32 protein-coding genes are annotated in these 25,891 nt (G+C 56.7%); 18 read left to right on the forward strand and 14 right to left on the reverse strand.

Annotated features, from left to right (window positions below):
• Positions 1-3: 3 nt before the first annotated feature.
• A complete protein-coding gene (locus tag AC6I8P_RS08395; protein ID WP_010616356.1) occupies positions 4-234 on the reverse strand; it encodes a DNA polymerase III subunit theta in 231 nt (76 codons plus the stop codon).
• Between the two features lie 153 nt (positions 235-387).
• Between AC6I8P_RS08395 and copC the strand changes: the two genes are divergently transcribed.
• The 6 genes from copC (at position 388) to AC6I8P_RS08425 (ending at position 3,413) form a co-directional block, all read left to right on the forward strand.
• On the forward strand, positions 388-765 hold the full coding sequence (copC, locus tag AC6I8P_RS08400; protein WP_104188978.1) for a copper homeostasis periplasmic binding protein CopC: 378 nt from the start codon (positions 388-390) through the stop codon (positions 763-765).
• The gene (gene copD, locus AC6I8P_RS08405) at positions 765-1,646 is read left to right on the forward strand and encodes a copper homeostasis membrane protein CopD (protein ID WP_127834155.1); all 882 of its coding nucleotides are present in this window, start codon (positions 765-767) and stop codon (positions 1,644-1,646) included. The genes copC and copD overlap by 1 nt, the downstream gene beginning before the upstream one ends.
• Before the next feature lie 28 nt (positions 1,647-1,674).
• Positions 1,675-2,022 (forward strand): YebY family protein, encoded by a 348-nt coding sequence (locus tag AC6I8P_RS08410; protein ID WP_059009741.1) that lies wholly within the window; start codon positions 1,675-1,677, stop codon positions 2,020-2,022.
• A 623-nt stretch (positions 2,023-2,645) separates the two neighbouring features.
• Positions 2,646-2,858 (forward strand): transcription antiterminator/RNA stability regulator CspE, encoded by a 213-nt coding sequence (gene cspE / locus AC6I8P_RS08415; RefSeq protein ID WP_021510003.1) that lies wholly within the window; start codon positions 2,646-2,648, stop codon positions 2,856-2,858.
• A 20-nt stretch (positions 2,859-2,878) separates the two neighbouring features.
• Entirely contained in the window at positions 2,879-3,028 is a 150-nt protein-coding gene (ymcF, locus tag AC6I8P_RS08420) for a cold shock small protein YmcF (RefSeq protein WP_240656183.1), read from the forward strand.
• Positions 3,029-3,284: 256 nt separating this feature from the next.
• Positions 3,285-3,413 carry a hypothetical protein gene (locus AC6I8P_RS08425; RefSeq protein WP_021510004.1) on the forward strand — a complete coding sequence of 43 codons (129 nt, stop codon included), beginning with the start codon at positions 3,285-3,287 and terminating at the stop codon, positions 3,411-3,413.
• A gap of 110 nt (positions 3,414-3,523) precedes the next feature.
• Here AC6I8P_RS08425 and AC6I8P_RS08430 read toward each other — a convergent pair whose 3' ends face one another.
• The 4 genes from AC6I8P_RS08430 to AC6I8P_RS08445 all read right to left on the reverse strand — a co-directional run bounded on the left by AC6I8P_RS08430 (position 3,524) and on the right by AC6I8P_RS08445 (position 5,200).
• Complete coding sequence (locus tag AC6I8P_RS08430) at positions 3,524-4,084, reverse strand: diguanylate cyclase (protein WP_206543648.1); 561 nt, start codon at positions 4,082-4,084, stop codon at positions 3,524-3,526.
• Between the two features lie 177 nt (positions 4,085-4,261).
• Positions 4,262-4,432, reverse strand: coding sequence for a hypothetical protein (locus tag AC6I8P_RS08435; protein WP_058774586.1), 171 nt, complete (start codon positions 4,430-4,432; stop codon positions 4,262-4,264).
• 69 nt (positions 4,433-4,501) lie between these two features.
• A complete protein-coding gene (locus AC6I8P_RS08440) occupies positions 4,502-4,894 on the reverse strand; it encodes a YgiW/YdeI family stress tolerance OB fold protein (RefSeq protein ID WP_058757753.1) in 393 nt (130 codons plus the stop codon).
• Positions 4,895-4,969: 75 nt separating this feature from the next.
• On the reverse strand, positions 4,970-5,200 hold the full coding sequence (locus AC6I8P_RS08445) for a hypothetical protein (protein ID WP_262257873.1): 231 nt from the start codon (positions 5,198-5,200) through the stop codon (positions 4,970-4,972).
• 386 nt (positions 5,201-5,586) lie between these two features.
• Between AC6I8P_RS08445 and AC6I8P_RS08450 the strand changes: the two genes are divergently transcribed.
• Positions 5,587-5,757: a hypothetical protein gene (locus AC6I8P_RS08450; RefSeq protein ID WP_165899336.1), complete on the forward strand. Its 171-nt coding sequence runs from the start codon at positions 5,587-5,589 to the stop codon at positions 5,755-5,757.
• Between the two features lie 43 nt (positions 5,758-5,800).
• On the opposite strand, the gene AC6I8P_RS08455 is transcribed toward AC6I8P_RS08450, so the two are convergent.
• Both AC6I8P_RS08455 and AC6I8P_RS08460 read right to left on the reverse strand, forming a co-directional pair.
• Positions 5,801-6,562 (reverse strand): hypothetical protein, encoded by a 762-nt coding sequence (locus AC6I8P_RS08455; protein WP_262257875.1) that lies wholly within the window; start codon positions 6,560-6,562, stop codon positions 5,801-5,803.
• 232 nt (positions 6,563-6,794) lie between these two features.
• Positions 6,795-7,526: a class I SAM-dependent methyltransferase gene (locus AC6I8P_RS08460; protein WP_059009737.1), complete on the reverse strand. Its 732-nt coding sequence runs from the start codon at positions 7,524-7,526 to the stop codon at positions 6,795-6,797.
• A 251-nt stretch (positions 7,527-7,777) separates the two neighbouring features.
• Between AC6I8P_RS08460 and AC6I8P_RS08465 the strand changes: the two genes are divergently transcribed.
• On the forward strand, positions 7,778-8,425 hold the full coding sequence (locus AC6I8P_RS08465) for a metallophosphoesterase (RefSeq protein WP_058757749.1): 648 nt from the start codon (positions 7,778-7,780) through the stop codon (positions 8,423-8,425).
• Positions 8,426-8,431: 6 nt separating this feature from the next.
• Here the strand turns inward: AC6I8P_RS08465 and rsmF are convergent, their stop codons facing one another.
• The 3 genes from rsmF to yebS form a co-directional block, all read right to left on the reverse strand.
• Complete coding sequence (gene rsmF, locus AC6I8P_RS08470) at positions 8,432-9,856, reverse strand: 16S rRNA (cytosine(1407)-C(5))-methyltransferase RsmF (RefSeq protein ID WP_459747418.1); 1,425 nt, start codon at positions 9,854-9,856, stop codon at positions 8,432-8,434.
• A gap of 113 nt (positions 9,857-9,969) precedes the next feature.
• Positions 9,970-12,603: a PqiB family protein gene (locus tag AC6I8P_RS08475; protein WP_498031115.1), complete on the reverse strand. Its 2,634-nt coding sequence runs from the start codon at positions 12,601-12,603 to the stop codon at positions 9,970-9,972.
• A complete protein-coding gene (yebS, locus tag AC6I8P_RS08480) occupies positions 12,572-13,816 on the reverse strand; it encodes a membrane integrity lipid transport subunit YebS (protein ID WP_058771236.1) in 1,245 nt (414 codons plus the stop codon). Before yebS ends, AC6I8P_RS08475 begins: the two co-directional genes overlap by 32 nt.
• Before the next feature lie 218 nt (positions 13,817-14,034).
• Between yebS and AC6I8P_RS08485 the strand changes: the two genes are divergently transcribed.
• From AC6I8P_RS08485 to htpX, 4 genes are all read left to right on the forward strand, one after another.
• Positions 14,035-14,535, forward strand: a complete 501-nt coding sequence (locus tag AC6I8P_RS08485; protein ID WP_058774590.1) for a GAF domain-containing protein — start codon at positions 14,035-14,037, stop codon at positions 14,533-14,535.
• 96 nt (positions 14,536-14,631) lie between these two features.
• Positions 14,632-15,312, forward strand: coding sequence for an RNA chaperone ProQ (gene proQ, locus AC6I8P_RS08490; protein ID WP_010616374.1), 681 nt, complete (start codon positions 14,632-14,634; stop codon positions 15,310-15,312).
• A 20-nt stretch (positions 15,313-15,332) separates the two neighbouring features.
• On the forward strand, positions 15,333-17,372 hold the full coding sequence (gene prc / locus AC6I8P_RS08495; protein ID WP_498031116.1) for a carboxy terminal-processing peptidase: 2,040 nt from the start codon (positions 15,333-15,335) through the stop codon (positions 17,370-17,372).
• Positions 17,373-17,582: 210 nt separating this feature from the next.
• Entirely contained in the window at positions 17,583-18,464 is an 882-nt protein-coding gene (htpX, locus tag AC6I8P_RS08500; protein ID WP_021510018.1) for a protease HtpX, read from the forward strand.
• A gap of 42 nt (positions 18,465-18,506) precedes the next feature.
• Here the strand turns inward: htpX and AC6I8P_RS08505 are convergent, their stop codons facing one another.
• Complete coding sequence (locus AC6I8P_RS08505; RefSeq protein WP_058774591.1) at positions 18,507-19,889, reverse strand: MFS transporter; 1,383 nt, start codon at positions 19,887-19,889, stop codon at positions 18,507-18,509.
• A gap of 162 nt (positions 19,890-20,051) precedes the next feature.
• Here AC6I8P_RS08505 and kdgR point away from each other — a divergent pair, with 162 nt between their 5' ends.
• Complete coding sequence (kdgR, locus tag AC6I8P_RS08510) at positions 20,052-20,843, forward strand: DNA-binding transcriptional regulator KdgR (RefSeq protein WP_346302665.1); 792 nt, start codon at positions 20,052-20,054, stop codon at positions 20,841-20,843.
• Between the two features lie 40 nt (positions 20,844-20,883).
• Here kdgR and AC6I8P_RS08515 read toward each other — a convergent pair whose 3' ends face one another.
• Positions 20,884-21,120 (reverse strand): YobH family protein, encoded by a 237-nt coding sequence (locus tag AC6I8P_RS08515; protein WP_021510021.1) that lies wholly within the window; start codon positions 21,118-21,120, stop codon positions 20,884-20,886.
• Positions 21,121-21,338: 218 nt separating this feature from the next.
• On the opposite strand from AC6I8P_RS08515, the gene AC6I8P_RS08520 reads away from it, so the two are divergent.
• The 5 genes from AC6I8P_RS08520 to rlmA all read left to right on the forward strand — a co-directional run bounded on the left by AC6I8P_RS08520 (position 21,339) and on the right by rlmA (position 24,484).
• The gene (locus AC6I8P_RS08520; RefSeq protein WP_021510022.1) at positions 21,339-21,614 is read left to right on the forward strand and encodes a YebO family protein; all 276 of its coding nucleotides are present in this window, start codon (positions 21,339-21,341) and stop codon (positions 21,612-21,614) included.
• An 18-nt stretch (positions 21,615-21,632) separates the two neighbouring features.
• The gene (locus tag AC6I8P_RS08525) at positions 21,633-22,631 is read left to right on the forward strand and encodes an MBL fold metallo-hydrolase (RefSeq protein ID WP_498031117.1); all 999 of its coding nucleotides are present in this window, start codon (positions 21,633-21,635) and stop codon (positions 22,629-22,631) included.
• Positions 22,632-23,169: 538 nt separating this feature from the next.
• Positions 23,170-23,244, forward strand: coding sequence for a DUF2627 domain-containing protein (locus tag AC6I8P_RS08530; RefSeq protein WP_110866451.1), 75 nt, complete (start codon positions 23,170-23,172; stop codon positions 23,242-23,244).
• Between the two features lie 83 nt (positions 23,245-23,327).
• Positions 23,328-23,537 (forward strand): transcription antiterminator/RNA stability regulator CspE, encoded by a 210-nt coding sequence (gene cspE, locus AC6I8P_RS08535; protein ID WP_021510024.1) that lies wholly within the window; start codon positions 23,328-23,330, stop codon positions 23,535-23,537.
• A gap of 140 nt (positions 23,538-23,677) precedes the next feature.
• Entirely contained in the window at positions 23,678-24,484 is an 807-nt protein-coding gene (gene rlmA / locus AC6I8P_RS08540) for a 23S rRNA (guanine(745)-N(1))-methyltransferase (RefSeq protein ID WP_498031118.1), read from the forward strand.
• Here rlmA and AC6I8P_RS08545 read toward each other — a convergent pair.
• A complete protein-coding gene (locus tag AC6I8P_RS08545; RefSeq protein WP_021510026.1) occupies positions 24,481-24,939 on the reverse strand; it encodes a DUF986 family protein in 459 nt (152 codons plus the stop codon). The two genes, rlmA and AC6I8P_RS08545, sit on opposite strands and share 4 nt — an antisense overlap.
• Positions 24,940-25,031: 92 nt before the next feature.
• Positions 25,032-25,877, reverse strand: a complete 846-nt coding sequence (locus tag AC6I8P_RS08550; protein WP_021510027.1) for a PTS mannose transporter subunit IID — start codon at positions 25,875-25,877, stop codon at positions 25,032-25,034.
• Between the last annotated feature and the right edge of the window lie 14 nt (positions 25,878-25,891).

Genomic DNA, 25,891 nt, shown 5'->3' on the forward strand with positions numbered 1-25,891 from the left:
AAATTATTTCTGCTTAGGTTCGTAGGGCAGGCGGGAGAGGCTGAGCGATGCCTGGCGATAGGCCATCAGGCGCTGACGGAACCAGTCGCGCAGCGCTTCCGGCTGCTCGCGCTCCACCATCTCGGCGATCACCGGCATGTTGTAGCGCTCTTTAAACGCCACGCCAGCGGCGGCGAGATCGACGTTTACTTTGTCTTTCTCTTCCTGCGACAGCAGGGCAAGGTTTTGGCTCATGCTTTTCTCCTGATAAACAGGGGCAAAAATAATGGTTTCGCCCTGCTGGATCAAGGGAATTGGATCGCACCGCAAGTCTCGACAGCCTAAAAGCAGCGGCGTATCCTGCTGCCACATTTGCGGCGCAGTGCCGCAGTTAAAAGGGAAGACGTGATGATGAAAACTGCATCCAGGCGCGTTATCGTGCTACTGCTGGCGGGCGCGACGCTGGGCTTCAGCCAGCTGGCTCTGGCGCATGCCCACCTGAAAGCCCCGGTGCCGGCGGATAACGCCGTGGTGGAGCGCGCGCCGCAGCAACTCACCCTGACATTCACCGAAGATATTGAACCGGCATTCAGCGGCGTGGAAATGATCAACGCGCAGCAGCGACCGGTGGCGCTGAAGAAAGCCCAGCTGAATCCGCAGCAGCACGATCAGCTGATTGTGCCGATCGCCCAGCCGCTGGCGTCGGGCCATTATCAGGTCAACTGGCACGTGCTGTCAGTGGACGGCCACAAAACCAAAGGTAGCTACAGCTTCAGCGTGAAGTAATGAGTCTTAGCGCGTTCTGGATCGGCCTGCGGGCGCTGCATTTTCTGGCGCTGTTTCTGCTGACCGGCAGTGCATTTTATACCGCGCTGCTGGCGCCGGCGCGCTACCGACCGCTGCTGGCCCAGCGCTGGCGGCGGCTGATGGGATACAGCGCCGTGCTGAGTTTACTCAGTGCGCTGTTGATGCTGGCGGCGCAGACCGGGCTGATGAGCGGCGACTGGCGCAGTATCGCCAGCATCGACGTCTGGCTGGCGGTGCTGGGCACGCGCTTCGGCGCGGTGTGGCGCTGGGTTATCCTGTTTGCCCTGCTCAGCACGCTGGCGCTGCGCCTGCGTGGTAATTTGCGCCAGCAGGCATTACTGGCGACTGCGCTGTTGCAGCTGGTGGCACTGGCGGGCGTCGGCCATGCGGCGATGCGCGACGGCATGCCGGGACTGCTGCAGCAGGGGAATCATGCGCTGCACCTGATCGCGGCCGCCTTCTGGGCCGGTGGTCTGCTGCCGCTGCTGCTATTAATGCGCGAGGCGCGTAACATTGCCTGGCGCACCGATGCCATTCGCAGCATGATGCGCTTTTCACGCTATGGTCATCTGGCCGTGGCGCTGGCGATTGTTACCGGCACGGTCAACAGCCTGCTGATTGCCGGCACGCCGCTAAACTGGACCGCCACGCTGTGGAGCGAGCTGCTGGTGAGCAAAGCGTTGCTGGTGGCACTGATGGTGCTGATTGCGCTGCTTAATCGCTATCTGCTGGTGCCGCGTTTTCGCCTGGCCGCCAGCCGGGCACCGAAACTTTTTATCCGTCTGACGCAGCTCGAGCTGCTGCTGGCGTTGATTGTTATCGGGCTGGTGAGCGTGTTTGCTACGCTTTCGCCGGCCTGAATCTGTTAAAAGATGAGATGAGGTCGAGATTTTGCTGAAGAAACTGATTCCAGCTGGGTTACTGATGGCGTTGTGCAGCCAGGCGTTCGCCGGGCAGATTATCACCGTCAGCCGTTTTGAAATGGGCAAAGATAAGTGGCCGTTCACCCGTGAAGAGGTGATGCTGACCTGCGAGAAAGATGGCGCGCTGTTTGCCATCAACCCCAGCACACTGCTGCAGTATCCGCTCAATGATAAAGCGCTGGCGCGCGGCAATGCAGGGCAGGGCACATTGCAGTCCATCGATACCATCCTTGCCGCCGATAAAGCGCATCCCGGACAAAAGATGAGCCTGCAGCCGATCGTCGATCGCGCCCAGCAGCTGTGCGGTAAATAATCCCTGCATTTTCAGGCGTAGCGCACATTTTTGCCGCTGCGCCTGCCAGCCGTTAGTGCCAGCCCGATCACAGAGTTGGCAGCTTTTGCCGGCGGCGTAGCCCGCTGGCTGGAAAATCACCGATGCTGGTCTACCTTTAAAAGGCAAGGCGTCCTCGCCTGCAAAAATGCCAACTTTTAGCGCACGGCTCTCAACGAGCCATTTCCCTGGACCCGATACAGGAATCGTATTGGGTCTTTTTTTGTCTCTTTTTCGGCTTACTCTTTACCTGGCGCAATGGCAGTCGTGGCCGCAGTAAAATAATTATTTTAAATGCCTGAGGCTTTCAGAGATTAAAATAGTGACTGATTCTATCCACTTAAAAATTTTAACGCGGAGCGTTCACCGTTTCGTTACGCCTTTAATTGGCCATTAAATTTTATTACCCCTTGTGTTTACCCGCCAGACGTGCGTTAATGCATCTCCGGTCTGATAAGCAGACAGTCCCATAGTTAGTTCGTTTTGTATCTCTCATCTGTGTTAGTGCCTTTCCTGTGCCTTTCTCTTTGAGTTTTATCTCAGGTTCTGATGTGTCGCTGCGGTTCAGCCTCTAATGCCATATGGCTCATTATCAAGGTATAAACATGTCAAATAAAATGCTCGGTACAGTAAAATGGTTCAACGCTGAGAAAGGTTTCGGCTTCATTTCTCCGGAAGACGGCAGCAAAGACGTTTTCGTCCATTTCTCTGCCATTCAGGGAACTGACTTCCGTTCACTCGATGACGGTCAGAAAGTTGAATTCTCTGTAGAAAACGGCCCTAAAGGTCCGTCAGCTGTTAACGTTACAGGTCTCTGATTATTATAGTAATTAATGCTATGAGATGCCCACAATGTCAGGGCTCTCAATATCGCCAGTCCGTTTTTGACAGGAACAGGCAAAATCCACTCGGTGCAAAATGTATTTTTTGTAAGTCGATTATGGTTGCCTTCCCCTCGTCGTTGTATGTGATGAAAGAAGCGAATTAATTCAGTTGTGTTATTCATGTGGCGAAACAAATTAATAACCACACCTGATGACTAACGCAGCGAGTACCCTATTATTGGTCACCTTCGGGTGGCCTTTTTTGTTTATCGCGTTAGCCGAGGGCAGGCGATAAGCAAAGCGTTAACCCATAACTAATTTACTTCTTACGCTTAATTCACAGATGCGTGATAAACCCGCCGGGCTGAAGGATAACGCAACTAAAATAGTTATTACCCAATGTGGGGTATGGAGGTGCTTATGTCAGAACGACCCGATGATGTCACTCCGCTGCCTGATGATGCGCAGGTGCCCGGCGAAGAGCCGCTTGATGACGATGATGATACCGGCACCGGATTGCCTGAAGACGATGGGCAAAAACCGATCTAATCGATAAACCTCCCGCGGGAGGTTTTTTTATCATGTGGGTATTGGCTGTGGTGGAATCAATAGCTTCCCCAATCATCCACATTTCCATTCAGCGCGGTGGTTTATGCTGTTCACGTTGAGGCGTTTTTCTTCGCGCGCCGGGTACGCAGATATTCTTCCAGATAAGGCAGCAGTTCAAACACCACGATTGCGCACAGTACGCCAATAATATAACCCTGCGGCAGCGGATCGGCACGTAGCGTAAGAGTAAACCGGGGCGTTTCATTGCCGGCCCCAAACAGCGCGAGAAATTGCGGCCAGTGACGGGAGATCACCAGTAGCAGCGCCATCAGCGGCACCATTTCGAGAAAACTGTGGATGTGTTGTTCGACCGGCGTCACTTTTCTGCTTTTCACCGCATAGCTGACGTCCCATAACGCAGTGGCTTCATGACAAAAAAACAGCACGATCATTAGCGCAATAATCAGCGCATTCACCTCAAGAAATAATGCCAGCAGCAGCGGAGTGCCCATCTCCAGAAACATTAAAATATGTATCCACGTCTCTTTAACGCCGGAGGTGTGCTCTATTTCGGTTGCGCGATGACAAAGCCAGTCGGCAAAACCAGCAATAAGCCAAACCGGTAGGACAAAATAGAGTAACAGCAACATTTGTGGATCAAGACTGTGCATCAGCATATCCTTTAGTTCAGCGTAATAACCAAGCATAGCCATGAAAATTTAATCAGGGTAATGGTGGTGGGCGTTAATTAAGCCAGACGTAAAAATGCCGCCGGTAATAATACCCGGCGGCAATAAGGACAATAAATTTTCAGGGCAGGGCGCGGTAAGTACTGATGCCGCTAACGGTCAGGCCTGCGGCTGGCCTACCGGTCCTTTACTCATTGGACCGCCGGGCACCGGTTGTTCTGCAGGGACATTAGGGCGTCCGTCCGGACCAATTGGCCGTTCAGGTTGCTGACAGCCAGCCAGCGCGGTCAGGGTGGAGAGGATTAACAGACTGGCAAACAGGCTCTTCATGCGATGATTTCCTGCGAATGGGATGATAATGTCCGCCGCACACGCGACGGCGGACCGGACGATAACGCATTAAGGTTCTTCGATACGTGCAACATCCACACGGGTATTTTCGCCCCGGCCATACACTTTGCCGCTCACCCGGACCTGATCCTCGGCGTTATAGGTTTTGCCTTTGAAGGTATCGGCTGCAGCCTTAATGGTCACGGTGCCGGTGCTGTCGCGAAACTGATAATTATCACCGCTTAACTTTTTAACGATATAACCTTCCAGCGTGACATAGCCGCCCTGACGAAAATCCCGAATCTGTTCGATATGCGTCTGGCCGGTGTCTTCAGAACCTTTATAACCGGCGTCCTGTTGTTTCTGCGGCGGCGGGGTTTTACCGCCCTCAAAGCCGCCCTGTTCAGCGATAGCGCCCAGACTAAACACCATCAGCAGTGACGCCAGTACCGTTTTCTTCATCATAATCATTCCCTCTTGATTGCAACATTCCACAATGACTTAAGCCTGGCACAGGATCGCGCATCCCGGGAGCCGTTACGCTGAATCGTTATTTAACACGCTGGCCGGAATGTCGATGCGATCGCCCAGCGACCAGCGTTTTTGCCCCAGCACGCGCTGCGGCGTGGTGTCCGGTACGTTGAAATAGTAACCGGCGGCGCCGTTATCGTCGGGCTGCGCTTTAAACAGCGTGTCCGGACGGATGCCCATCTCATTGAGGTCGTCGTGGCTTAACGCAAGGTAGGTGGCTAATGCAGACTGGCTCATGGCTTTCCTCCTGTCTTATGGGTACGTATTCAGTTAAGCATCGATTGGTATTTATGCCATCGGCTGCGCTTAATGCAGGCGGTGATGATTTGACGAACGCCAGATGCTGTTCTTGACTGAGTCGTACAGGCATTAAATTGAGGTCGCTACCATGACTGAGCTATTCCATATTATTTCCGTCGGTACCCTTGTTGCCGGACTTTATTTGCTCAATTAGCGCATTTATTAAGCGCAATAACATTGCGTGAGATAATACGCAAGTGACGTTGTCACATGTGATGCATTGTTATGCTGAGCGCAACACAGCGGATATTTGCAGCAGCCAGCCATAGCGAAAAATGGTATAACAGGGCGCATTGATTGATGGCCGCTTAACAGGATTTCGCATGGCAGCAAATACACACTATCTTCTCTGGGTAATGATTGGCACGCTCACCATTCTGAGCATTTTTATCGGCGCGATTGTCGGTCAGGCCAAAACGCCGCGCACCGGATTGCTGACCTTTGCCGGTTTGTTTGTCGGTTTTATGCTGGCGATCTTTTTAATCACGCGTTAGCCGGGGATTCGTCATAGCGAATCTATGACTTTCAGCTGCGCCGTTACCAACTGCTGCCGTTGCGAATATGGCCCCAGCGCGGGGTGATATTCTGCTCCAGCTGATATATAAGCGCCAGAATCAGGTTGAGGTTATAGCGGGTCACCTCATTATGTTGCGTGATGCAGGATGATGACGATTCAATCAGATTGAAATTACTGTATTTTTCCAGCAGCCCGAGGTGCGGTAACACTTCCTGCTCGCGCTGATGATCGGCCAGAGCAGTAAACAGATAAATATTTTTCTGCGTCTGGCGATCGCGACGCAGGGCATTGGGCAGGTATTTATTTAGCAACGCGACCGCAGCCGGGCTTATCTCTCCCATCATCGCTTTCCCCACACTGGGCCAAATCTGGCTTGCATAGTCACCGAGAAAAAACTGCGGTACTGCAGTAATAATGTTTCTGATGTTGTGGCGGATACCAAAGTAGAGCGCGGCACTGCCGCCTTTCGACGCGCCGAGAATGGTCACGTCAGAAGGTTGGGTTAGCTCAATCACCGCCCGGATGAGCTGGCTGACGCCGTGCTCGATGTTGAACTGAAGATTGTTACACAGGTAATACGCTGGCAAACCGTTGAAATCGTCTTTGATCCATAACACGGCTGCGCGGGTGTGCTCCAGCAAAGTAAAATCATACACGGTAGGATCGGGCAGGTTAAACCCGGACATGACAATCAACAGATGCTGATTATCCAGACTGGCCGGTTTATAGCGGTAGTGCACATCCAGGCCATTCAGATAGTTAAAGGTGTAGTCAGTGATCATGCGGGCTCCTGTGGGATTCAGCAGACAGAAGCGACACAAACGCAACGGGCATTAACAGCGCGCCAGATCAATAGTTGAGAATGATAGTTAATATCATTTAACTTGTTCGGAATAATCTTAAGCGTTACAGTAGGTGCCGTCCCTTACAGAGCTAACACCTTGATTGAGTGCCGGAGATAAGCGCCGGGGGGAATTTTCACAGGGCTGCAGGATGCAGCCACTGCTGAAAACCTTACAGCGGCCTGCGCGCCGCCAGCAAAAACAGCATCGGACGCTCGCGCTCCTCGTCCAGCGCCGGATTCTCCGCTACCTGCTGTACATCCGGACCCCACTCATCCAGCCGTTCAATCACCAGACCGGCGGCAATCAGCGCGTTTATCCACGTTGCCAGCTTGCGGTGCTGCTTCTTCACGCCAGCGGCAAACCAGTTGCTGACCCGTTCCCCTTCCTGCTGATACTGATTGACTGGCCAGCTGCGCTGCCCGGCATCATCAATGAACCACTCCTGCTGACGCGGAGCGGTATAAATTGGGTGCTCGCATGAAAACACCAGCGCGCCGCCGGGACGTAACGCATGAAAGATCGTGGCAAACAGGGCGTCGATATGGCTGAGATAGTGCAGCGCCAGCGAACTGTACACCACATCAAAGGTGCTGCTGAGCTGCAGGGTTTCGAGATCAGCGCGCTGGTAAGTGATGCCAGGCCGATCGGTCATGGCAGCGGCCTGCGCCAGCATTTTTTCTGACACATCCAGCCCCAGCACTTCACGCGCGCCTTGCTGCTGCGCGTAACGACAAAACCAGCCGTAGCCGCAGCCCAAATCCAGCACGCGCTGGTCGCGCAGTTCAGGCAGCATGGCCCGCAGCGCGGGCCACTCGGGCGCGCCGTCCAGTCCATTGACCGAACGCGGCAGGGTGGCGTAGCCAGCAAAAAAATCGGGGTTATCGTAGATATTCTGACTCATGGAGACTCCTTTCAGTGATACGCAAAGGAGTGTAAGCGTTTAGCGCGGCATGAAACACCGCTCAGCCAACAAAAAGCAGATGCACCAGGCGCGCGAGCGACTCCAGCAGCAGCAGGCTGCCAATAAAAATCATCACGAGGATGCCAACAAACTGTTTCCGACTGCTCACGCTGATGCCTCCGCGGCTACCCCTCACCGGACTATACTTTATGCCGGGTTTACTAAACTTCCAGTCAACCGGGGCAGATTACATGTTTTATCAGACGCTGCGTGCAAATAACTGGCGCAATATTTGGGTGGTCGGTGATTTGCACGGCTGCCGCGCGCAGCTTGATGCGCAGCTGCTGCGGCAGGGCTTTGATCGGCAACAGGATCTGCTTCTATCGGTCGGGGATTTAATCGACCGCGGGCCGGACAGCCTTGGCTGTCTGCAACTGCTGGAAGAGCCGTGGTTCCGCTGCGTGCGCGGTAATCACGAGCAGATGGCGCTCGATGCGCTGCAGGGCGACGATCCGATGCTGTGGATGATGAACGGCGGGGACTGGTTCTGGCAGCTGAGCGGTGCGCGGCTGATTGCCGCGCGTCATGCGCTGAAGCGCTGTGCCGATCTGCCGCTGATTTTACATCTGCAATTTGAGGAGCGCGTCATCGTCATTGCTCATGCCGACTATCCTGCCAGTGCCTATGCACTGGGACAGGATGTCGACTGGCATCAGGTCGTCTGGAGCCGCGACCGGCTCGCTCGCCATCAGCGCGGCCGCTCGCAGCCGATCGCCGGTGCCAGTGCGTTCTACTTTGGCCATACGCCGCTGGAGCAGCCGCTTAACGCCGCGAATCAGCATTACATTGATACCGGCGCGGTATTTGGCAACCGGCTGACGCTGGTGCAATTGCAATAATGCGTGTTAGCGGAACAGCCGCCCGTCGCGCACCAGTTCGCGCGGGTAGCTGTTTTTGATGCGGCTTCCAACGCGTTTCGCCAGGCCCAGCGGCTGCTGCTGGTGGGTGACAATCACTTCATCGCGCGCGGGCGGCGTGTCGGGATGGATATCCTGACCGCGATACCAGCTTTCCGCCTGCGCTTCGTCCAGTTCGAACGCCAGCGCGCTGTCCGGTTGCGCCAGCGCCACCACCGCTTCATGCTGCCAGCGAAAGCCTTTCGGGAAGGTTTCCGCCAGTTTGAGACCGATACGTGAGAAACGCACTTTGCTGAGCCAGCTCTCCAGCGCCGCCGGGAACAGCCACAGCTCTTTGTCGCGCTGCCACAGCGTCAGGCTCTCATCCCAGTGCAGTCCCACCTTGTGCGCGGCCTGCGCCACCTCCGCCACCAGCTTGCGGCTGGCAGGCGAGAAGGGCAGCTTGCCGAGTTTGTAGGTCGGCGCCGGCAATGGCGGCACGCTGGCAGTTTTGCGCAGCCGCGCGACGAAAAAGCCTTCGCTGTCGAAGATATGCGGAAACACGTGCAGGAAGCCTTCCGGCGTCAGCGCGCGTTCGGCGCCAGCGAACAAATCGTTGAGCGGCACAATTTCCAGCGCCTGCGGATAGCGCTGCTGCAGCCAGGCAATCACCTGCTGGTTTTCGATGGTATTTAGCGTACAGGTCGAGTAAATCAGCGTGCCGCCGGGTTGCAGCGCGTGAAAAGCGCTGTCAATTAAATCGCGCTGGGTGGCGGCGATGGCCTCGGTGCTGGCCAGCGTCCAGTTGCGCAGCGCGTCAGCATCTTTGCGCACCACGCCTTCGCCGGAGCAGGGCGCATCCAGCAGAATGGCGTCGAACTGTTCCGGCAGCGCGGCACCAAAGACGCGCCCGTCGAAATGGGTTAGCGCCACATTGCTGACGCCGCAGCGGCTGATATTGGCATGCAGCACTTTCACCCGGCTGGCGGAGTATTCATTGGCGAGGATCGCGCCCTGATTGCGCATCAGCGCGGCCATCTGCGTGGTTTTAGAGCCCGGCGCAGCGGCCACATCCATCACCTGGCGGGCATCCGGCGCGGCGTCAAACAGCGCGCTGACCGGCAGCATTGAGCTGGCTTCCTGAATATAGAACAGACCGCTGAGGTGCTCCGCGACGCTGCCGAGCGGCAGCGATTCGTCATCACGCGCAATCCAGAAGCCTTCCCGACACCACGGAATCGGCGTCAGCTGCCAGCCATAGCCCGCCACGCGCGTGAGAAAATCCTCCACGCTGATTTTCAGCGTATTGACGCGCAGACTGCGGCGCAGCGGCTGCTGACTGATGGCGAGAAAGCGTTCGAGTTCGGCCTCGTCGGCCAGGCTGGCGCGCATCAGCGCGAGAAAATCTTCAGGAAAACGATCGGACACGGATATCTACCGGACTAACAAAGTGAGGGCGAAGTGTAACGCCGAGCCCGGCTCAGGTACAGCCGTGCGCAATATCCCTGACGCAAATAAGTCGGGCAGCCCGCAGGCTGCCCGTTGTCTTAGTTTGGCGACGGAATCGCCGTGCCCCAGTTGCGCCACTCTTTTGGCGCTTCATCCTGCAGCAGGAAGTGCTTGTCGGCACCGGCCTGCGGCGCCAGCGGCACCGTTGGTGGTGTGGCAAACTGGATGCCGCCGCGAATGAACTGCTGGAAGGTGCCGGTTTTCACCACGCCGCCAATCAGACCAAAGTCGAGGTTATAACCGGAGGCCAGCCAGAACACCGAGTTGTTACGCACCAGATGCTGATACTTCTTGCTGATGCGCAGCGCGATTTGCACGCGGTCGGCCATGTTACCCAGCGAAGTGCCGGTGACTGTGCCGACTTCTACACCGCGGAACAGCACCGGCGTGCCAATCGACAGCGAACCGGCTTCGGTGGTATCCACATAGATGTTCAGCCCGTTAAGGTAACGCGAGTCGGTAATGGTGCTCTCCTGCAGCTCAAAGCTGCGCGCCAGCGCGCCTTTGCCCGGGTCCACGTTCACATACGGCTGCAGCAGCGTTTCCAGGTGATTAACGCCGGCGGGCGAAATCTCCGGCGAGACAACAGAGAAGCGGCTGCCGATGCGCGCGAAGTCCTGCACATACTCCGGATAGAGCACCGCTTTCGCCACCACCTGGTTGTTATCCTGGCTCAGCGCCAGCGACTCCACCTGACCGACGTTGATGCCGAGGTAGCGGATTGGCATGCCTGCCGACAGTTTGCTGGCATCAAAGGTGTGCAGGGTAATCTGGCTGCCCACCGCACGCGCGGCGGTTTCAGACGGATAGAGCACGCGCTTAGCGCCTTTCGCCGCCTGCGCGCCCGACAGGTTATCAAAGCTGATTGCGCCTTTCAGCGCGCGGTTCAGCGGTGAAGCCTGAACGGTCAGACCGCTGCCGTTGAGCTGGACTTTGGCACCGCCTTCGGCCCAGAACACGCTTTCGCTGGTCAGCAGCTTGCGATACTGCGGCTGGATATGGACCGAAATCTCAAACGCATCGGCGCGCGGCACCACATCCACCACTTCACCGACCTGGAACTTGCGGTACAGCACCACCGAGCCGGCCTGTACATCCGGCAGGCTGTTGGCGGTCAGTTTGAGCGTGGTCGGCGGCTGATCGCCGGTAATGCCTTCCGCCGCGCGCTCTGAGTCGGCGTACAGCGGATAGCGGCTGGACGGCTGACCTTTCGCACCCGGCACCAGACGGATACCGCCGTCGACCCATTCGCGCGCGCTGGCGCCCAGCACCTGCATGCCGTCGAGGCCAAATTTAACGTCGAGACGGCTGTTAACGATGAACTTGCTGTCGGCGTGCACCAGCTGGCGGTGCTCCGGATTGATGGCCGCCACAAAGCTGATGCCGTTTTCATCCAGCCGGCGCGAAATCACCTGGCCGATCTTCACGCCATACAGCATCACCGGCTGTCCGGCGTCGATACCGTAGGTTTCCGGCGCGCTGAGCTGAACGGTGAGCACATCCGGCTTCTGCAACAGCGTTTCGCTGGCCGGCAGCACGCTGAAGTGATCCTGCGGCTCACCTTCGCCCGGGACCAGTTCCAGCGTATTGCCGGTCAGCAGGCTGCTCAGGCTGGTGTCGGTCAGGCTGAGTTTCGGCGCGCGCATCTCAATCCGCGTGCCGCTGCGCATCAGGCCGGTGACGGAGGGATCGATCGTCAGCTCGCCGGACACTTTGCCGCCCGGCAGCAGCGTCAGTTTGGTCAGAGTGCCCACTTCCAGCCCCTGATACATCAGCGGTGTGCTGTCGGCTTTCAGGTTGTCGCCGTTGGGCAGATCGAGCGAAATCAGCACGCCGCGCTGGCTGTGTGCCAGATCCGAATAGAGCTGATAGTTTTGATCGCTGTTGGCCTGTTCGCCGCTGTCCGGCGAGTCAAAGGCAATCGCGCCATTCACCAGCGCGGCCAGGCTCTCCAGCTTCACTTTGGCGCCGCTCAGGCTGACATCGGCGTCAACGCCCGAGACATTCCAGAAGCGGCTCTGTTTTTTCACCAGGTTGGTGAAGCGCCGCTCAATCAGCACGTCGATGGTCACGCCATCGGTATTACCGTTGATGCTGTAGTCATAGACGCGGCCGACCGGAATTTTACGGTAATAGACCAGCGAACCGGTGTTGAGCGAGCCGAGATCGGGCGCGTGCAGGTGAATCAGCAGTTCGCCGGTGTTTACCCGGTATTTTGGCTGGGTATCCAGCGCGGTAAAGTGATCGCGCTCTTTGCCGTCGCCGGGCATCATGCCGATGTAGTTACCGCCCACCAGCGCATCCAGCCCGGAGACGCCCGCCAGCGAGGCTTTTGGCGTCACCAGCCAGAACTGGGTGTTCTCTCGTAGCGCATCGCGCATGTCGCTCTTGATGCTGGCTTTGATCTGAATGCTGCGGTAGTCATCGCTCAGCACAATGCCCTGCACGGTGCCCACTTCCACGCCCTGATAGCGAATCGGCGTGCGGCCCGGCACGATGCCATCCGCGGTCTGGAAGTTGATGGTGATGGTGGTGCCGCGCTCCTGATAATTGGTCCATAACAGCCAGCCGGCAATCAGCAGGGCGATAATGGGCAAAAGCCAGAACGGCGAAATCTTGCGTTTATTACGCAGATTAGCGCTAGTCGGTGTAGTCGGCGTTTCCTGTTGCATGTGCATCCCAGATCAGGCGGCTATCGAGCCACTCAACGGCCATAATGGTCAGGATGACTGCCGCGCCAAAGTAGAAGGCGGCAGGTCCCATGGTAAAAGCCAGCAGCTGGTCACGATTGACCAGCGACATGGTTAAAGCAATGACGAACAGATCCAGCATCGACCAGCGGCCCACCCAGGTGACGGCACGCAGCAGACGGATGCGGGTTTTCAAACCCTGTTCACACTTAAAATGGATGCTAAGCAACAGCGTCAGCATCACTAACACCTTGGTAAACGGCACCAGAATACTGGCGATAAACACCACCGCGGCCACCGGCACGTTACCGGAGGCGAGGCCAAGAATACCGGAGAAAATGGTGTCTTCGCGCCGCGCACCGTTGACGTACACCACCGAAATCGGCAGCAGGTTAGCCGGGATCAACAGCACAATCGAGGCGATCAGCGCCGCCCAGGATTTTTGCAGGCTGTGGCGGCGGCGAAAATCGAGCGGCGTATGGCAGCGCGTGCAGCGTCCGCGTTCATCGGGCATACCGGTATGGTGGCAGTTCAGGCAAACCTGCCACCGCTCGGGCGGTTCGTGCGGCACCGACTGCGGGTAATAATGTTCCCACAGCTCCTCCACGTTGAGATGAATCAGCGTCAGCAGGCTCATAATTGTTAGCGCGATATAGGCGACCAGCCCGTAGCCGACCTCCAGCGCGGCATAATCCTGCACCTTAATCGATGCCACCGCCACGCCGACCAGATAGATATCCAGCATCACCCACTCTTTGAGTTTCTCCAGCATCAGCAGGACCGGACGCAGGTTCATGCCGAGCGCGTGGCCAATCCACAAATAGCAGATGCCGGCCACCAGCGTCACCGGCGCGCCAATCGTGCAAAACGCCACCATGGCGGCTGTCAGCACGTTGCCCTGTTGCGCCATCTGCAGCACGCCCTCCAGCAGGCTGGCGTTGATGCGCATGCCAAGCAGGCGGATATCCACCAGCGGCAGGCTGAAGGCGAACGGCATCAGTACGATCATCGTGACGGCCATGGCGGTGAGCCGCGTCATTGACCAGTCGCGACCGTTCTGAATACGGGCATGGCAGCGCGGGCAATAAGCCGACTGATGCGATTTCACATCCGGTAAGGAAAAAAGGGTATCGCATTGCGGGCAACGCTGATAACGTGCGTGGGGCAACGTCTGGCTGATGGCGTGAATTTTCATAAATGACGCAAGGGGCCCATTGTTCGTTACAGTTACCGGCATGCGGAGCAGAGCACGTCTGTCTGCATCAATCTATGGTACGAGAATAGTCTCAAGCATAGCGTGCTAAGGGTATAGTAACTAACACAATGATTCACCTTGTGGGGTTGGATTATTAGTGCTTATTTTAACAACTGAGTGACAACGAGGTCACGCCAGTGATGAGTTATGGTTAAACAATGAACAAAAAAGCCTTTTACGAGGATTTAAATCGCGATGTCCGCGCACTGTTAGCGGGCGAAACTTCTTTCCTGGCGGCGCTGGGCAACTGCAGTGCGCTGCTGTTTGAACGCCTGGAAGGAGTTAACTGGGCAGGCTTCTATCTGCTGACCGAGCCGGAGACGCTGGTGCTGGGTCCGTTCCAGGGCAAAATCGCCTGCGTCCGCATTCCGGTGGGTAAAGGAGTATGTGGCACCGCGGTTGCGGAGGATAGCGTGCAGCGGGTTGAAGACGTGCACGCTTTCCCGGGCCACATTGCCTGCGACGCCGCCAGTAACGCGGAAATCGTGATTCCTCTGAAAGTGAATGGCACGATGGTCGGTGTTCTCGACATCGACAGTACGGTTTATTCTCGCTTCGATAGCGAGGATGAAGCGGGGCTGGTAGCCCTTACCGACGGGCTTTGTGCAGTGCTGGCGAACAGCGACATTGAAAAATTTCTTCAGCTGACGCGCAGCTAATCGACTGGATCACATAGCATTTGGCGATGTTGTCATTATAATGTCGCCTGTTCATGCCTGCTCTGGTCGGCAAACCCGTTGTAATCAGGAAATTTCATGGAAAATCAACCTAAGTTGAACAGCAGTAAAGAAGTCATCGCCTTTCTGGCGCAGCGTTTTCCGCACTGCTTTAGCGCCGAAGGTGAAGCGCGTCCGCTCAAAATCGGTATCTTTCAGGATCTGGTGGAGCGCGTTCAGGGCGAAAACAGCCTGAGCAAGACGCAACTGCGTTCGGCCTTACGCCTTTATACCTCAAGCTGGCGTTATCTTTACGGCATTAAAGCCGGTGCCACCCGTGTCGATCTCGACGGCAACGCCTGTGGCGTGCTGGATGAGCAGCACGTAGAACATGCGCGCAAGCAGCTGGAAGAAGCCAAAGCGCGCGTGCAGGCGCAGCGCGAGCAGCAAAAAGCGAAAAAACGTGAAGCCGGTGAAGAGACCGCTGAGCGTCGTCCGCGCAAGCCTGCTGCCCGTAAAGCGGCGGAGGGTGACGCACCGCGTAAGCCACGTCCACAGGCACCGCGTGCTGCGGCCGGTGAGCGTCAGGCTGCTCCGCGTCCACCGCGGGCAAAACCCGTCACTGACACTTCAACGTTGCAAGCGGGTCAAAACATCAAAGTCAAAGCAGGCAAAAGTGCAATGGACGCTACCATCCTGGAAATTACCAAAGATGGCGTCCGGGTCCAGCTCGCTTCCGGCCTGGCAATGATTGTGCGCGCAGAACACTTGCAGTTCTGAAACGGAGGCCCGACCCTGGCATGAACAGCATTTTTAAGATCGGTATGATCGCGGGCCTGCTGCTGGCAGGCCCCACCTTTGGCGCGGACAACATTACCCGCGCCGACCAGATTCCCCAGTTACACGAAGAAGCACAGCATCCTACCGTCAGTGAACGCGTCACTTCGCGTTTCACCCGCTCTCACTATCGTCAGTTCGATCTGAATCAGGATTTTTCGGCGAAAATTTTTGACCGCTACCTGAATCTGCTCGATTACAGCCATAACGTGCTGCTGGCGTCGGACGTGGCACAATTCGCCGACAAGAAAACCACGCTCGGTGATGAGCTGCGCAGCGGCAAGCTGGATGTGTTTTACGATCTCTATAATCTGGCGCAGAAGCGCCGCTTCGAGCGCTATCAGTATGCGCTCAGCGTGCTGAACCGCCCGATGAACTTCACCGGCAATGACACCATCGATATCGATCGTGCCAAAGCACCGTGGCCGAAAAGCACAGATGAGCTAAACGCGCTGTGGGATGCCAAGGTGAAGTATGACGAGCTGAGCCTGAAGCTGGCCGGGAAAGATGACAAAGAGATTCGCGAGACGCTGACCAAGCGCTACAACTTTGCCATCCGTCGTCTGGCACAAAGCAACAGCGAAGATGTGTTCCAGCTGGCTATGACCGCGTTCGCGCATGAAATCGACCCGCATACTAACTATCTGTCACCGCGCAACACCGAGCAGTTCAATACCGAAATGAGCCTGTCGCTGGAAGGTATAGGTGCCGTGCTGCAGATGGATGATGACTACACGGTGATCAACTCGATGGTCGCCGGTGGTCCGGCGGCCAAGAGCAAATCCATCAGCGTGGGCGACCGCATTGTGGGCGTCGGCCAGCCGGGCAAGCCAATGGAAGATGTGATTGGCTGGCGTCTGGATGACGTGGTGTCCAAAATTAAAGGGCCGAAGGGCAGCAAAGTGCGCCTCGAGATCCTGCCAGCCGGCAAGGGCACCAAAACCCGTACCGTGACGCTGACGCGTGAGAAAATCCGTCTGGAAGATCGCGCGGTGAAGGGCACCGTGCACAACGTCGGCAAAGAGAAAGTCGGCGTGCTGGATATCCCGGGCTTCTACGTTGGCCTGACCGATGATGTGAAAGTGCAGCTGCAGAAACTGCAGAAGCAGAACGTCGACAGCATCGTCATCGATCTGCGTACCAACGGCGGCGGCGCGCTGACCGAAGCGGTATCGCTCTCCGGCCTGTTTATTCCGAGTGGTCCGGTGGTGCAGGTGCGTGACAATAATGGTCGCGTGCGTGAGGACAGCGACAACGACGGCATCGTTTACTACAAAGGTCCGCTGGTAGTGCTGGTCGATCGCTTCAGCGCCTCGGCGTCGGAAATCTTCGCCGCGGCGATGCAGGATTACGGCCGCGCCCTGATTGTCGGCGAACCGACCTTTGGTAAGGGCACGGTGCAGCAGTATCGCTCACTCAACCGCATCTACGATCAGATGCTGCGTCCGGAATGGCCGGCGCTGGGCTCAGTCCAGTACACCATTCAGAAGTTCTACCGCATCAACGGTGGCAGTACTCAGCGGAAAGGCGTCACGCCAGACCTGCTGATGCCGACCGGTGTGGAAGCGGCAGAGACCGGCGAGAAATTTGAGGATAACGCGCTGCCGTGGGACAGCATCAACGCAGCGACCTACACCAAAACCGGCGATATCACGCCGCTGGTGCCGCAGCTGACCAAAGAGCACGCCGATCGCATCGCCAAAGATCGCGAGTTCCAGTACATCATGAAAGACATCGCGCGTTTCAACGCGATGAAGGACAAGCGTAACATCGTGTCGCTCAATCTGGCCCAGCGCGAGAAAGAGAACCACGAAGAAGATGCGCTGCGTCTGGAACGCATCAATGCGCGCTACCAGGCGGAAGGCAAAGCGCCGCTGAAGAGCCTGGACGATCTGCCGAAAGACTACAAAGAGCCGGATCCGTATCTGGATGAAACGGTGAAAATCGCTAACGATTTGGCCCAGCTGGAAAAAGACCAGTCAGCGCCGGCGGCAGCGAAGTAACCCTTCGGCCTGAAATCACAGCACCGCTGCGGCGGTGCTTTTTTTTGCCTGCAACTCGCCGCCCGGCAGGCTGCAGCCGCTACCATTACCAAATGTAAAGTTATGTCTTTTTAGGCACTTAAAGATTAAGGTCGCTTGAAAAGCGCCACAATGGACATAGGATGTATATCCGCGCATGAGCGCGAGCACAACTGAGGAAGATTAACGTTTATGATGCGTATTGCGCTTTTCCTGGTCACCAACCTGGCGGTGATGTTGGTATTCGGACTGATTCTGAGTCTGACAGGAATCCAGTCAAGCAGTGTTCAGGGTCTGATGATTATGGCAGGTCTGTTTGGCTTTGGCGGTGCGTTTGTTTCACTGCTGATGTCCAAATGGATGGCGTTACGCTCGGTCGGCGGTGAAGTGATTGAACAACCCCGTAACGAGACGGAACGCTGGCTGATGGAAACCGTCGGCCGCCAGGCTCAGCAGGTCGGCATTGCGATGCCGCAGGTGGCGATTTACCACGCGCCCGATATCAACGCCTTTGCCACCGGCGCACGCCGTGATGCCTCGCTGGTAGCGGTCTCAACCGGCTTACTGCAAAACATGAGCCGCGACGAAGCGGAGGCGGTGCTGGCGCACGAGATCGCCCACATCGCGAACGGTGACATGGTCACCATGACGCTGATTCAGGGTATCGTGAACACCTTCGTGATCTTCATTTCGCGTATCATTGCGCAGGTGGCGTCTGGCTTCCTGTCCGGCAACCGCGACGGTGAAGAGAGCAGCAACGGCAATCCGCTGGTCTATTTTGCCGTGGCGACGGTGCTGGAACTGGTGTTTGGTATTCTCGCCAGCATCATTACCATGTGGTTCTCGCGCCATCGCGAATTCCACGCCGACGCCGGTTCTGCGAAGCTGGTGGGTCGTGAAAAGATGATTGCCGCGCTGCAGCGCCTGAAAACCAGCTACGAACCGCAGGAACCCAGCAGCATGATGGCGTTCTGTATTAACGGTAAAGGTAAGTCGCTGAGCGAGTTGTTTATGTCGCACCCGCCGCTCGACAAGCGTATCGAAGCGCTGCGCAGCGGTGCCTACCTTAAGTAAGCCACATAGAAAATGAACAGGGCGCCTGCGGGCGCCCTTTTTTTATGACTCTGCCGGCTGACGGCTTTGCGTCATGCGCAGCATACTGACGATCGCCGCCACGCTGGCAAAGGTTCCGGCCAGCAGCAGCGAGGCATGCGTGCCGCTGTCGTTGAACAGGTTAAACATCAGCGCCACCAGCGCGGCGCCGGTGCTTTGCCCGACCAGTCGCGCGGTGCCGAGCATGCCGCTGGCACCGCCGCTACGCTGGCGCGGAGCCGACGAGATGATGGTGTGATTATTGGGTGACTGGAACAGCCCGAAGCCGGCACCGCACAGCATCATGCGCCAGATAATATCGGCATCCGTGGGTTGTGCAGGCAGCAGCGCCAGCAGAAACAGCCCGGCGGCAAACAGCGCCAGCCCCAGCCCACCCAGCAGCCCGGCATGAAACTTCTCGATCAGACGGCCGGCAATCGGTGCCATCACCATGGTAGCCAGCGGCCACGGCGTAAGCAGCAGGCCGGTCGCGACCTCATCCCGACCCAGAACGTTTTGCAGGAAAAACGGCAGCGACACCATCGCCAGCATTTGTGCACAGAACGAACAGATCGAGGTGCCGATCGACAACGAAAACACCGGAATGCGCAGCAAATCTACTGGCAGCAGCGGCACCGGCATCGCCAGCTGACGCCGCACAAACACCACGCCGATCAGCAGCAGCGCCAGCAGCATACCCGCAATCAGCCAGCCATTTTCTCCCTGCGCGAAGCCGGTCAGCGCTGAAATCAGCAGGCCGAAAAACAGCGCATTCATGATGGCGCTCGGCACATCAAATTTCTGCTGCTTCGCTTTCTGCGTGTTATCCGGCAGGAAGCGCAGCGCCAGCCACAGCGCCACCACACCGAGCGGCACGTTGATCAGGAACAGCCATTTCCAGCTGGCGATGGAGAGAATCGCGGCCGCCACCGTGGGACCGGCGGCGCTGGAGACGGCCACGATCAGCGAGTTGATGGCCATGCCGCGTCCCAGGAAGCGCTGCGGGTAAATAATACGGATTAGCGCAGTGTTGACGCTCATCAGCGCCGCACCGCCGAAGCCCTGCAGCACGCGCGCCACGGTGAGCATATTCAGCGAAGAGGAAAGGGCGCAGAACAGCGAGGTGAATACAAACAGCACCAGCCCGACCTGATAGACGCGCCGGTAGCCGAACATATCGCCAAGAAACGACAGCGACAGCAGCGAAATCACGATAGCGATTTGATAGGCGTTGACGATCCAGATCGATTCCGCCGGGCTGGCGTTCAGCTCACGCGCAATGGTCGGCAGCGCCACGTTGGCAATCGCGCCGTCCAGCACCGCCATCATGATGCCAAGCGCAATGGTAATTATCGCGCCGTAACGCTGTGGAACGGGTAATCCATCCTGAGACACGGTAGGAGACATAAACAGAGAGAAGTGAAGTAAGTGAATATCATCATGCTAATCAATTTTCTGCCTGAAATCACCGCATTAATGGACAAAAATTACAAGTGGATGTGTCGTTGCCGCCGTCCGGCTGTAACCTCTATACTGGCGTTTTTTGCAAAAGCGTTAAGGAAGTCCCGCATGGCGAGCCGCGATAACGATAAACAGCCGGATGCCGTTTCATCGGTGATGAAAGTGTTTGGCATTCTGCAGGCGCTGGGTGAAGAGCGCGATCACGGCATCACCGAGCTTTCGCAGCGGGTTATGATGTCAAAAAGCACGGTCTACCGCTTTCTGCAGACTATGAAATCGCTCGGCTATGTGGCGCAGGAGGGCGAGAGCGAAAAATATTCGCTGACGCTCAAGCTGTTTGAACTTGGCGCGCACGCGCTGCAGAACGTGGATTTGATTCGCAGCGCCGATGTGGAGATGCGCGAACTGTCGCGCCAGACCAAAGAGACCATTCATCTCGGCGCGCTGGAAGAAGACAGCATCGTCTATATCCACAAGATTGACTCGCTGTATAACCTGCGCATGTATTCGCGCATCGGCCGGCGTAATCCGCTGCACAGTACCGCCATCGGCAAAGTGCTGCTGGCGTGGCGTGAGCGCGCGGAGGTGAACGACATTCTGCGTGAAGTGGAATTCCGTCGCAGTACCGCTAACACTATCGTCAGCGCGCAGGCGCTGCTGCCGGTGCTGGATCAGGTCAGGCAACAGGGCTTTGGTGAGGATAATGAAGAGCAGGAAGCGGGGATTCGCTGTCTGGCGGTACCGGTATTTGATCGCTTCGGCGTGGTGATTGCCGGCATGAGCCTCTCGTTCCCGACGGTGCGCTTCTCCGAACCGGCAAAAAAAGAGTATGTGGCGATGCTGCACCGTGCTGCGCGTAAGGTGTCGGAGCAAATGGGTTATTACGACTATCCGTTCTGAATCCTGCCGGGCTGACGCGCAGCCCGGCAGGCGGCTTAACTTAGTTATCGACCACTTCGCCGCTTTTCTTCAGCAGCGGACAATCGGTAACGCCAACAATGCCGCTGTCGGTGTGCAGATACTGTGCGGTAATCATGCCGCGCGCGGTCAGGTAGCTACACTGTAAGCCCAGCCCGGCTGCGTTTTTATTGCTGCCGGTTAACACGCCGTAGCCGGTAAACAGCATCGCCAGCCACAAGACAGCCAGCACCATCACCGCACGAATCAGTAGTTTCATTTTTATCTCCTTGTGTTACATAACGCAGCTGTTCCCGCATTGCTGCGAACTCTATAGTAGCAGCATGCCTCGCTTTTCTCGCCGGATCGATCAGAGATAACTGAAAGCGGCACGCAGGGGGGATAATCTGCTTTATCTTCGCAACCATATCTTTTCCGCACGCAACGAGTAGAATCAGCGGCGATGTACCTGAATGATGTTTGAGGATTGATGCAGTTATGAACGAATTAGCCGCCAGTACCGGTCCGCTGTTTAACTATGGCGTGCTGGCCATCATTGTGGTTGTGGCCTTTATTGCCTGGTTTTTTGTTAACCGGGCCAGCGTGCGCGCCAGTGAACAGCTTCAGCTGCTGGAAGCGCTGCTGGAAGAGCAAAAGAAACAGAACGCGCTACTGCGCCGTATCGCTGAGGCGCAGCCGGTGGCCGAAAAAGCGCAGGATGAGCAGGATACCGGGGACAAGCGCGACTTTATTCGCCTGATCCCGGAACGTTAAGCACACAACGGAGAGGCCATGGCCTGGCAAAATCCCTGGTATGACGCTTCGCTGGCCCATCATACGCCGCACGGCTTTCGTAACCCGGAAGAGGAGTTGCGTCAGCCTGGCGATCTACAGCGCTGGCGGCGCGAGCGTAAGCAGCAGAATCTGCCGCTGCCACCTCAGCCCGGCTATGCGGCCTTTACCACCAGCTGGTGCCAGCAGGCCGACCTGAGCGGTGAAGATGACCGTGTCTGGTGGCTGGGCCATGCCGCGCTGCTGCTGCGTCTCAATCAGCGCTATATTCTGATCGACCCGGCGCTGTCGACACGCGCTTCGCCGCTGCCGTTTGCCGGGCCGCAGCGTAAAACCCCGGCGCCGATCAGCGTGGCGCAGCTGCCGCATCTTGATTATGTGCTGATCTCGCATAACCATTACGACCACCTTGATCGGCCTACAGTGAAACGCATCGCCCGCCGCTTTCCTGCCGCGCACTTTCTGGTGCCGCTGGGAATGGCCGACTGGTGTCGCCGCCGTGGCGTGCGCACCGTCACCGAACTGGACTGGTGGCAGCAGGTGCAACTGGATGAGATCAGCTTCACAGCCGTTCCCGCGCGCCACTGGAGCATGCGCACCTTCTGGGATCGCAACCGGTCGCTGTGGTGCGGCTGGGTCGTGCGTAATGCGCAGCTCAATTTCTGGTTCTCCGGCGATAGCGGCTACAGCGATAATCTCTCAGCCATCGCGCAGCGTCTGGGGCCGTTTAATCTGGCTGCGTTACCGATAGGTGCTTATGCACCAAAATGGTTCATGCGCGGTCAGCACATGGACCCGGATCAGGCGGTACAACTCTGGCAGCAGATAGGGCGACCGCTGGCAATTCCTATTCACTGGGGCGTGTTTGAGCTGGCGGACGAGTCGCTTGACGATCCGCCGACGGTGCTGGCGCAAGCATTGCAGCAGGCGGGCGAGGTCGATGCGCCTTTTGCCCCATGGCGAATTGGCGAGAGCCGCAGCCTGATGAATTACGATTAAGATTTATCCTAAGCCATTTTTGTTAAATGCCAGCGGCTTCCGCGCTTTTTAACATTTAATTGTTGGGTGTTTAGAAAAAAATGAGATAAATGCCAGCGTACAGTCTGCCTATATTTGGGGCAACGGCGATTATATTTTCCTGATTTTGGTGCAAAACTATTATTAACTTGTACTGCCAGGAATTTATTGTACAAGATTTAAGCGCTGCGCAGTTATGTTGCTCATTGCACAACGGCCAGTGAAATAGCTTATCTGTGCCATATTAATGCAATATTTTTTGCCTAGAATTATTCGGTTTAAATGTGAAAAAGCAGCGTTTGCCGCTGCGCTTGACGAAACGCGAGTCTGGCGCTAACTATACTGACGCATAGACTTTTTTGCACACGCCGAGGCGTTGCTGTCAATAACGTTATCCACCTTTCGCTGCCGGTTTCAGGCAATTATGTGCGGCATGTCGATCACTGTTTAAAAATGGCTTGCCATTAATTAGCGGATATGTGATAACGAATCGTGGGTCAAACGAGGTACAGTTCTGTTTATGTATGGCATCTTCAGTAAAGAAGTTACGAGTAAAGACGTTGACGTTGAATACCGCTTCCTTGCCGAACCTTAAATTAGTGCCTCATTCAGTAATGTCTCTGGTTTCTCTGTAAGACTGCCTGCGGGCAATATAAACACTCTAAGGAATTTGCAAAAATGGCAAAGATTAAAGGTCAGGTTAAGTGGTTCAACGAGTCTAAAGGTTTTGGTTTTATTACTCCTGCTGACGGCAGCAAAGACGTGTTCGTTCACTTCTCTGCTATCCAGGGCAACGGTTTTAAAACCCTGGCCGAAGGTCAACAAGTTGAGTTTGAAATTCAGGACGGCCAGAAAGGCCCGGCAGCAGTTAACGTTACTGCTATCTGATTTCGCTCTCAGGCTCGGTGTCATGCACCGCTGAATCGAATCTTAAAAGCCCTGCTCAATGAGCGGGGCTTTTCTTTATCCTTTCTGTTACCGGATGATCAGGGTAAACTGCGCCGCGAATCGCTAACCCGGAGTTATCTATGTCGTTGATTTGCCCACTTTGCCACCTCGCTTTGCACCTGCACGCCAGCAGTTATCGCTGTGCGTCCGGTCATCAGTTCGATCGGGCGAAAGAGGGGTACGTCAACCTGCTGCCGGTGCAGCACAAAGGTTCACGGGAACCGGGCGACAGCGCAGAGATGCTTCAGGCGCGCCGGGCCTTTCTGGATGCCGGACACTATCAGCCGCTGCGCGATCGGGTGGCGCAGCGTCTGGCTCAGCCGCTCACGAACCGGCCCACGCAGCTGCTGGATATCGGCTGTGGCGAAGGCTATTACACCGCCGCCCTGGCTGCCGCGTTGCCCGACAGCCAGCTGTACGGTCTGGATGTGGCCAAAGCCGCGGTGCGCATGGCGGCAAAGCGCTATCGCGCGGTTAACTTTTGTGTCGCCTCCAGCCAGCGCCTGCCGTTTGCTGATGGTTCACTGGACGCCATCGTGCGCATTTACGCGCCCTGTAACGAGCAGGAGCTGAGCCGCGTCATCAGGCCCGGCGGCTATTTGCTGACGGTGACGCCGGGGCCGCACCATCTGCAGCAGTTTAAGGCGTTGATCTATCGCGAAGTGCAGCTGCATACAGCGGAAGAGAAAAACTATGCGGGATTTGAACAGATCGATCAGCAAAACCTTCACTACACGATGACACTGAACGGGGCGGAAGCGGTGAGCCTGCTGCAGATGACCCCCTTTGCCTGGCGTGCGCGTGAAGCGGTGTGGCAGCAGCTGGCCTCCAGCGCCAGCTTTAGCTGTGACGCGGATTTCACCCTGACGCTGTGGCAGCGCGTTTAACGCGCCTCCACCAGCGTATGATAGATTTTCTCGAGATCGTCGAGCTGTTTCACCGCTATCAGCAAGCGACGCTGCTCCAGCTGCATCACCAGAATGCCATCCTCTGACAGGTTCATACTCTGAATACGCCGGTAATCGATCCACACGCTGGCAAAAAACAGGCCGTCATTTTTCATCAGCAGCCGCGGGCTGCGGATCCAGAACAGCCAGATAGCCATAAAGCACAGCACCATCAGCAGGGTAGTGGTGAGCTGCGGGCCATGATGGCTGACGTTGTTCCACAGCAGAATCAGTAGCAGCACGATAAAGATGCCGCTGTCGATTTTATGGCGGCGGCGCAGGGTGACGCGCAGTCGGGTCGGTCCATTGCGGCGGGGCAGGATGACATCGTCGTAAATCGCAAACAGCGCGAGAGCGGCGATCAGCAGGGCAATCAGGGCGTCAGTCAGTGACATACAGGCTTCTTCCTCAACCGAAGTGACCTCAGCGTTGGCGCTCAGGTCACGCCGTTCAAAAAACGCCGGGAGTCTGACTCCCGGCGGTGAGATTAGAGACCGAGCAGGCCGATCCAGTAACCAAAGATACCGATGGCAAAGAAGCCAACGATGATCCACAGCGCGTTAACTTTACGGCGCAGCAGCCACATACAGCCAAAGGTCAGCAGCAGTGGAATCAGGCCGGGCATCAGCTGGTCGAGAATCGACTGCACGGTGGTGACCGTGGTTTTGCCGGTCTGGTCGGTGATGCGGGATACCACCAGCGGCACGTTGACGTGTGTCCACTTATTGACCAGCGCCCCCATGACAAACAGGCCGAGTATCGATGCCCCCTCGGTCAGTTTTTGCAGGAAGCCGCCGCCCATATCGCTGACGATATCCACCCCTTTGCGATAGCCATAAGCCACGCCGTAATAGCGGGTCAGCATGCGCGCAATGTTAAACAGGAAGAAGAACAGCAGCGGACCGAGCAGGCTGCCGCTCATCGCGATACCGGCACCCAGCGCGGCGAACACCGGACGCACGGTCCCCCAGAAAATCGGGTCGCCCACGCCAGCCAGCGGCCCCATCAGGCCCACTTTGATGCCGTTAATGGCACCGTCATCGATCGCTGCACCGTTGGCGCGCTGCTCTTCCATGGCCATGGTCACGCCGAGCACTGGCGCGGCCACGTAAGGATGGGTGTTGAAGAACTCAAGGTGACGCTTAATCGCCTGCTTGCGTTCGTCGTTGTTTTCCGGATACAGGCGACGGATCACCGGCACCATTGAGAAGCAGAAGCCCAGCGCCTGCATGCGTTCAAAGTTCCACGAACCCTGAAACAGGTTGGAGCGCAGGAACACACCGCGCACGTCACCGGGGGTGAGTTTCTTTGGAGTATTGGTTGTATCTACCATGATGTCACCTGTTC

The sequence above is a fragment of the gamma proteobacterium symbiont of Lampromicra miyakona genome, from assembly GCF_059730895.1.

Bases quoted from the DNA above. Each gene is read 5' to 3' on its own strand.
- AC6I8P_RS08395 (WP_010616356.1), bottom strand. From the start codon at position 234: ATGAGCCAAAACCTTGCCCTGCTGTCGCAGGAAGAGAAAGACAAAGTA.
- copC (WP_104188978.1), top strand. From the start codon at position 388: ATGATGAAAACTGCATCCAGGCGCGTTATCGTGCTACTGCTGGCGGGC.
- copD (WP_127834155.1), top strand. From the start codon at position 765: ATGAGTCTTAGCGCGTTCTGGATCGGCCTGCGGGCGCTGCATTTTCTG.
- cspE (WP_021510003.1), top strand. From the start codon at position 2,646: ATGTCAAATAAAATGCTCGGTACAGTAAAATGGTTCAACGCTGAGAAA.
- ymcF (WP_240656183.1), top strand. From the start codon at position 2,879: ATGAGATGCCCACAATGTCAGGGCTCTCAATATCGCCAGTCCGTTTTT.
- AC6I8P_RS08425 (WP_021510004.1), top strand. From the start codon at position 3,285: ATGTCAGAACGACCCGATGATGTCACTCCGCTGCCTGATGATGCGCAG.
- AC6I8P_RS08430 (WP_206543648.1), bottom strand. From the start codon at position 4,084: ATGCACAGTCTTGATCCACAAATGTTGCTGTTACTCTATTTTGTCCTA.
- AC6I8P_RS08435 (WP_058774586.1), bottom strand. From the start codon at position 4,432: ATGAAGAGCCTGTTTGCCAGTCTGTTAATCCTCTCCACCCTGACCGCG.
- AC6I8P_RS08440 (WP_058757753.1), bottom strand. From the start codon at position 4,894: ATGAAGAAAACGGTACTGGCGTCACTGCTGATGGTGTTTAGTCTGGGC.
- AC6I8P_RS08445 (WP_262257873.1), bottom strand. From the start codon at position 5,200: ATGAGCCAGTCTGCATTAGCCACCTACCTTGCGTTAAGCCACGACGAC.
- AC6I8P_RS08450 (WP_165899336.1), top strand. From the start codon at position 5,587: ATGGCAGCAAATACACACTATCTTCTCTGGGTAATGATTGGCACGCTC.
- AC6I8P_RS08455 (WP_262257875.1), bottom strand. From the start codon at position 6,562: ATGATCACTGACTACACCTTTAACTATCTGAATGGCCTGGATGTGCAC.
- AC6I8P_RS08460 (WP_059009737.1), bottom strand. From the start codon at position 7,526: ATGAGTCAGAATATCTACGATAACCCCGATTTTTTTGCTGGCTACGCC.
- AC6I8P_RS08465 (WP_058757749.1), top strand. From the start codon at position 7,778: ATGTTTTATCAGACGCTGCGTGCAAATAACTGGCGCAATATTTGGGTG.
- AC6I8P_RS08475 (WP_498031115.1), bottom strand. From the start codon at position 12,603: ATGCAACAGGAAACGCCGACTACACCGACTAGCGCTAATCTGCGTAAT.
- yebS (WP_058771236.1), bottom strand. From the start codon at position 13,816: ATGAAAATTCACGCCATCAGCCAGACGTTGCCCCACGCACGTTATCAG.
- AC6I8P_RS08485 (WP_058774590.1), top strand. From the start codon at position 14,035: ATGAACAAAAAAGCCTTTTACGAGGATTTAAATCGCGATGTCCGCGCA.
- proQ (WP_010616374.1), top strand. From the start codon at position 14,632: ATGGAAAATCAACCTAAGTTGAACAGCAGTAAAGAAGTCATCGCCTTT.
- prc (WP_498031116.1), top strand. From the start codon at position 15,333: ATGAACAGCATTTTTAAGATCGGTATGATCGCGGGCCTGCTGCTGGCA.
- htpX (WP_021510018.1), top strand. From the start codon at position 17,583: ATGATGCGTATTGCGCTTTTCCTGGTCACCAACCTGGCGGTGATGTTG.
- AC6I8P_RS08505 (WP_058774591.1), bottom strand. From the start codon at position 19,889: ATGTCTCCTACCGTGTCTCAGGATGGATTACCCGTTCCACAGCGTTAC.
- kdgR (WP_346302665.1), top strand. From the start codon at position 20,052: ATGGCGAGCCGCGATAACGATAAACAGCCGGATGCCGTTTCATCGGTG.
- AC6I8P_RS08515 (WP_021510021.1), bottom strand. From the start codon at position 21,120: ATGAAACTACTGATTCGTGCGGTGATGGTGCTGGCTGTCTTGTGGCTG.
- AC6I8P_RS08520 (WP_021510022.1), top strand. From the start codon at position 21,339: ATGAACGAATTAGCCGCCAGTACCGGTCCGCTGTTTAACTATGGCGTG.
- AC6I8P_RS08525 (WP_498031117.1), top strand. From the start codon at position 21,633: ATGGCCTGGCAAAATCCCTGGTATGACGCTTCGCTGGCCCATCATACG.
- cspE (WP_021510024.1), top strand. From the start codon at position 23,328: ATGGCAAAGATTAAAGGTCAGGTTAAGTGGTTCAACGAGTCTAAAGGT.
- rlmA (WP_498031118.1), top strand. From the start codon at position 23,678: ATGTCGTTGATTTGCCCACTTTGCCACCTCGCTTTGCACCTGCACGCC.
- AC6I8P_RS08545 (WP_021510026.1), bottom strand. From the start codon at position 24,939: ATGTCACTGACTGACGCCCTGATTGCCCTGCTGATCGCCGCTCTCGCG.
- AC6I8P_RS08550 (WP_021510027.1), bottom strand. From the start codon at position 25,877: ATGGTAGATACAACCAATACTCCAAAGAAACTCACCCCCGGTGACGTG.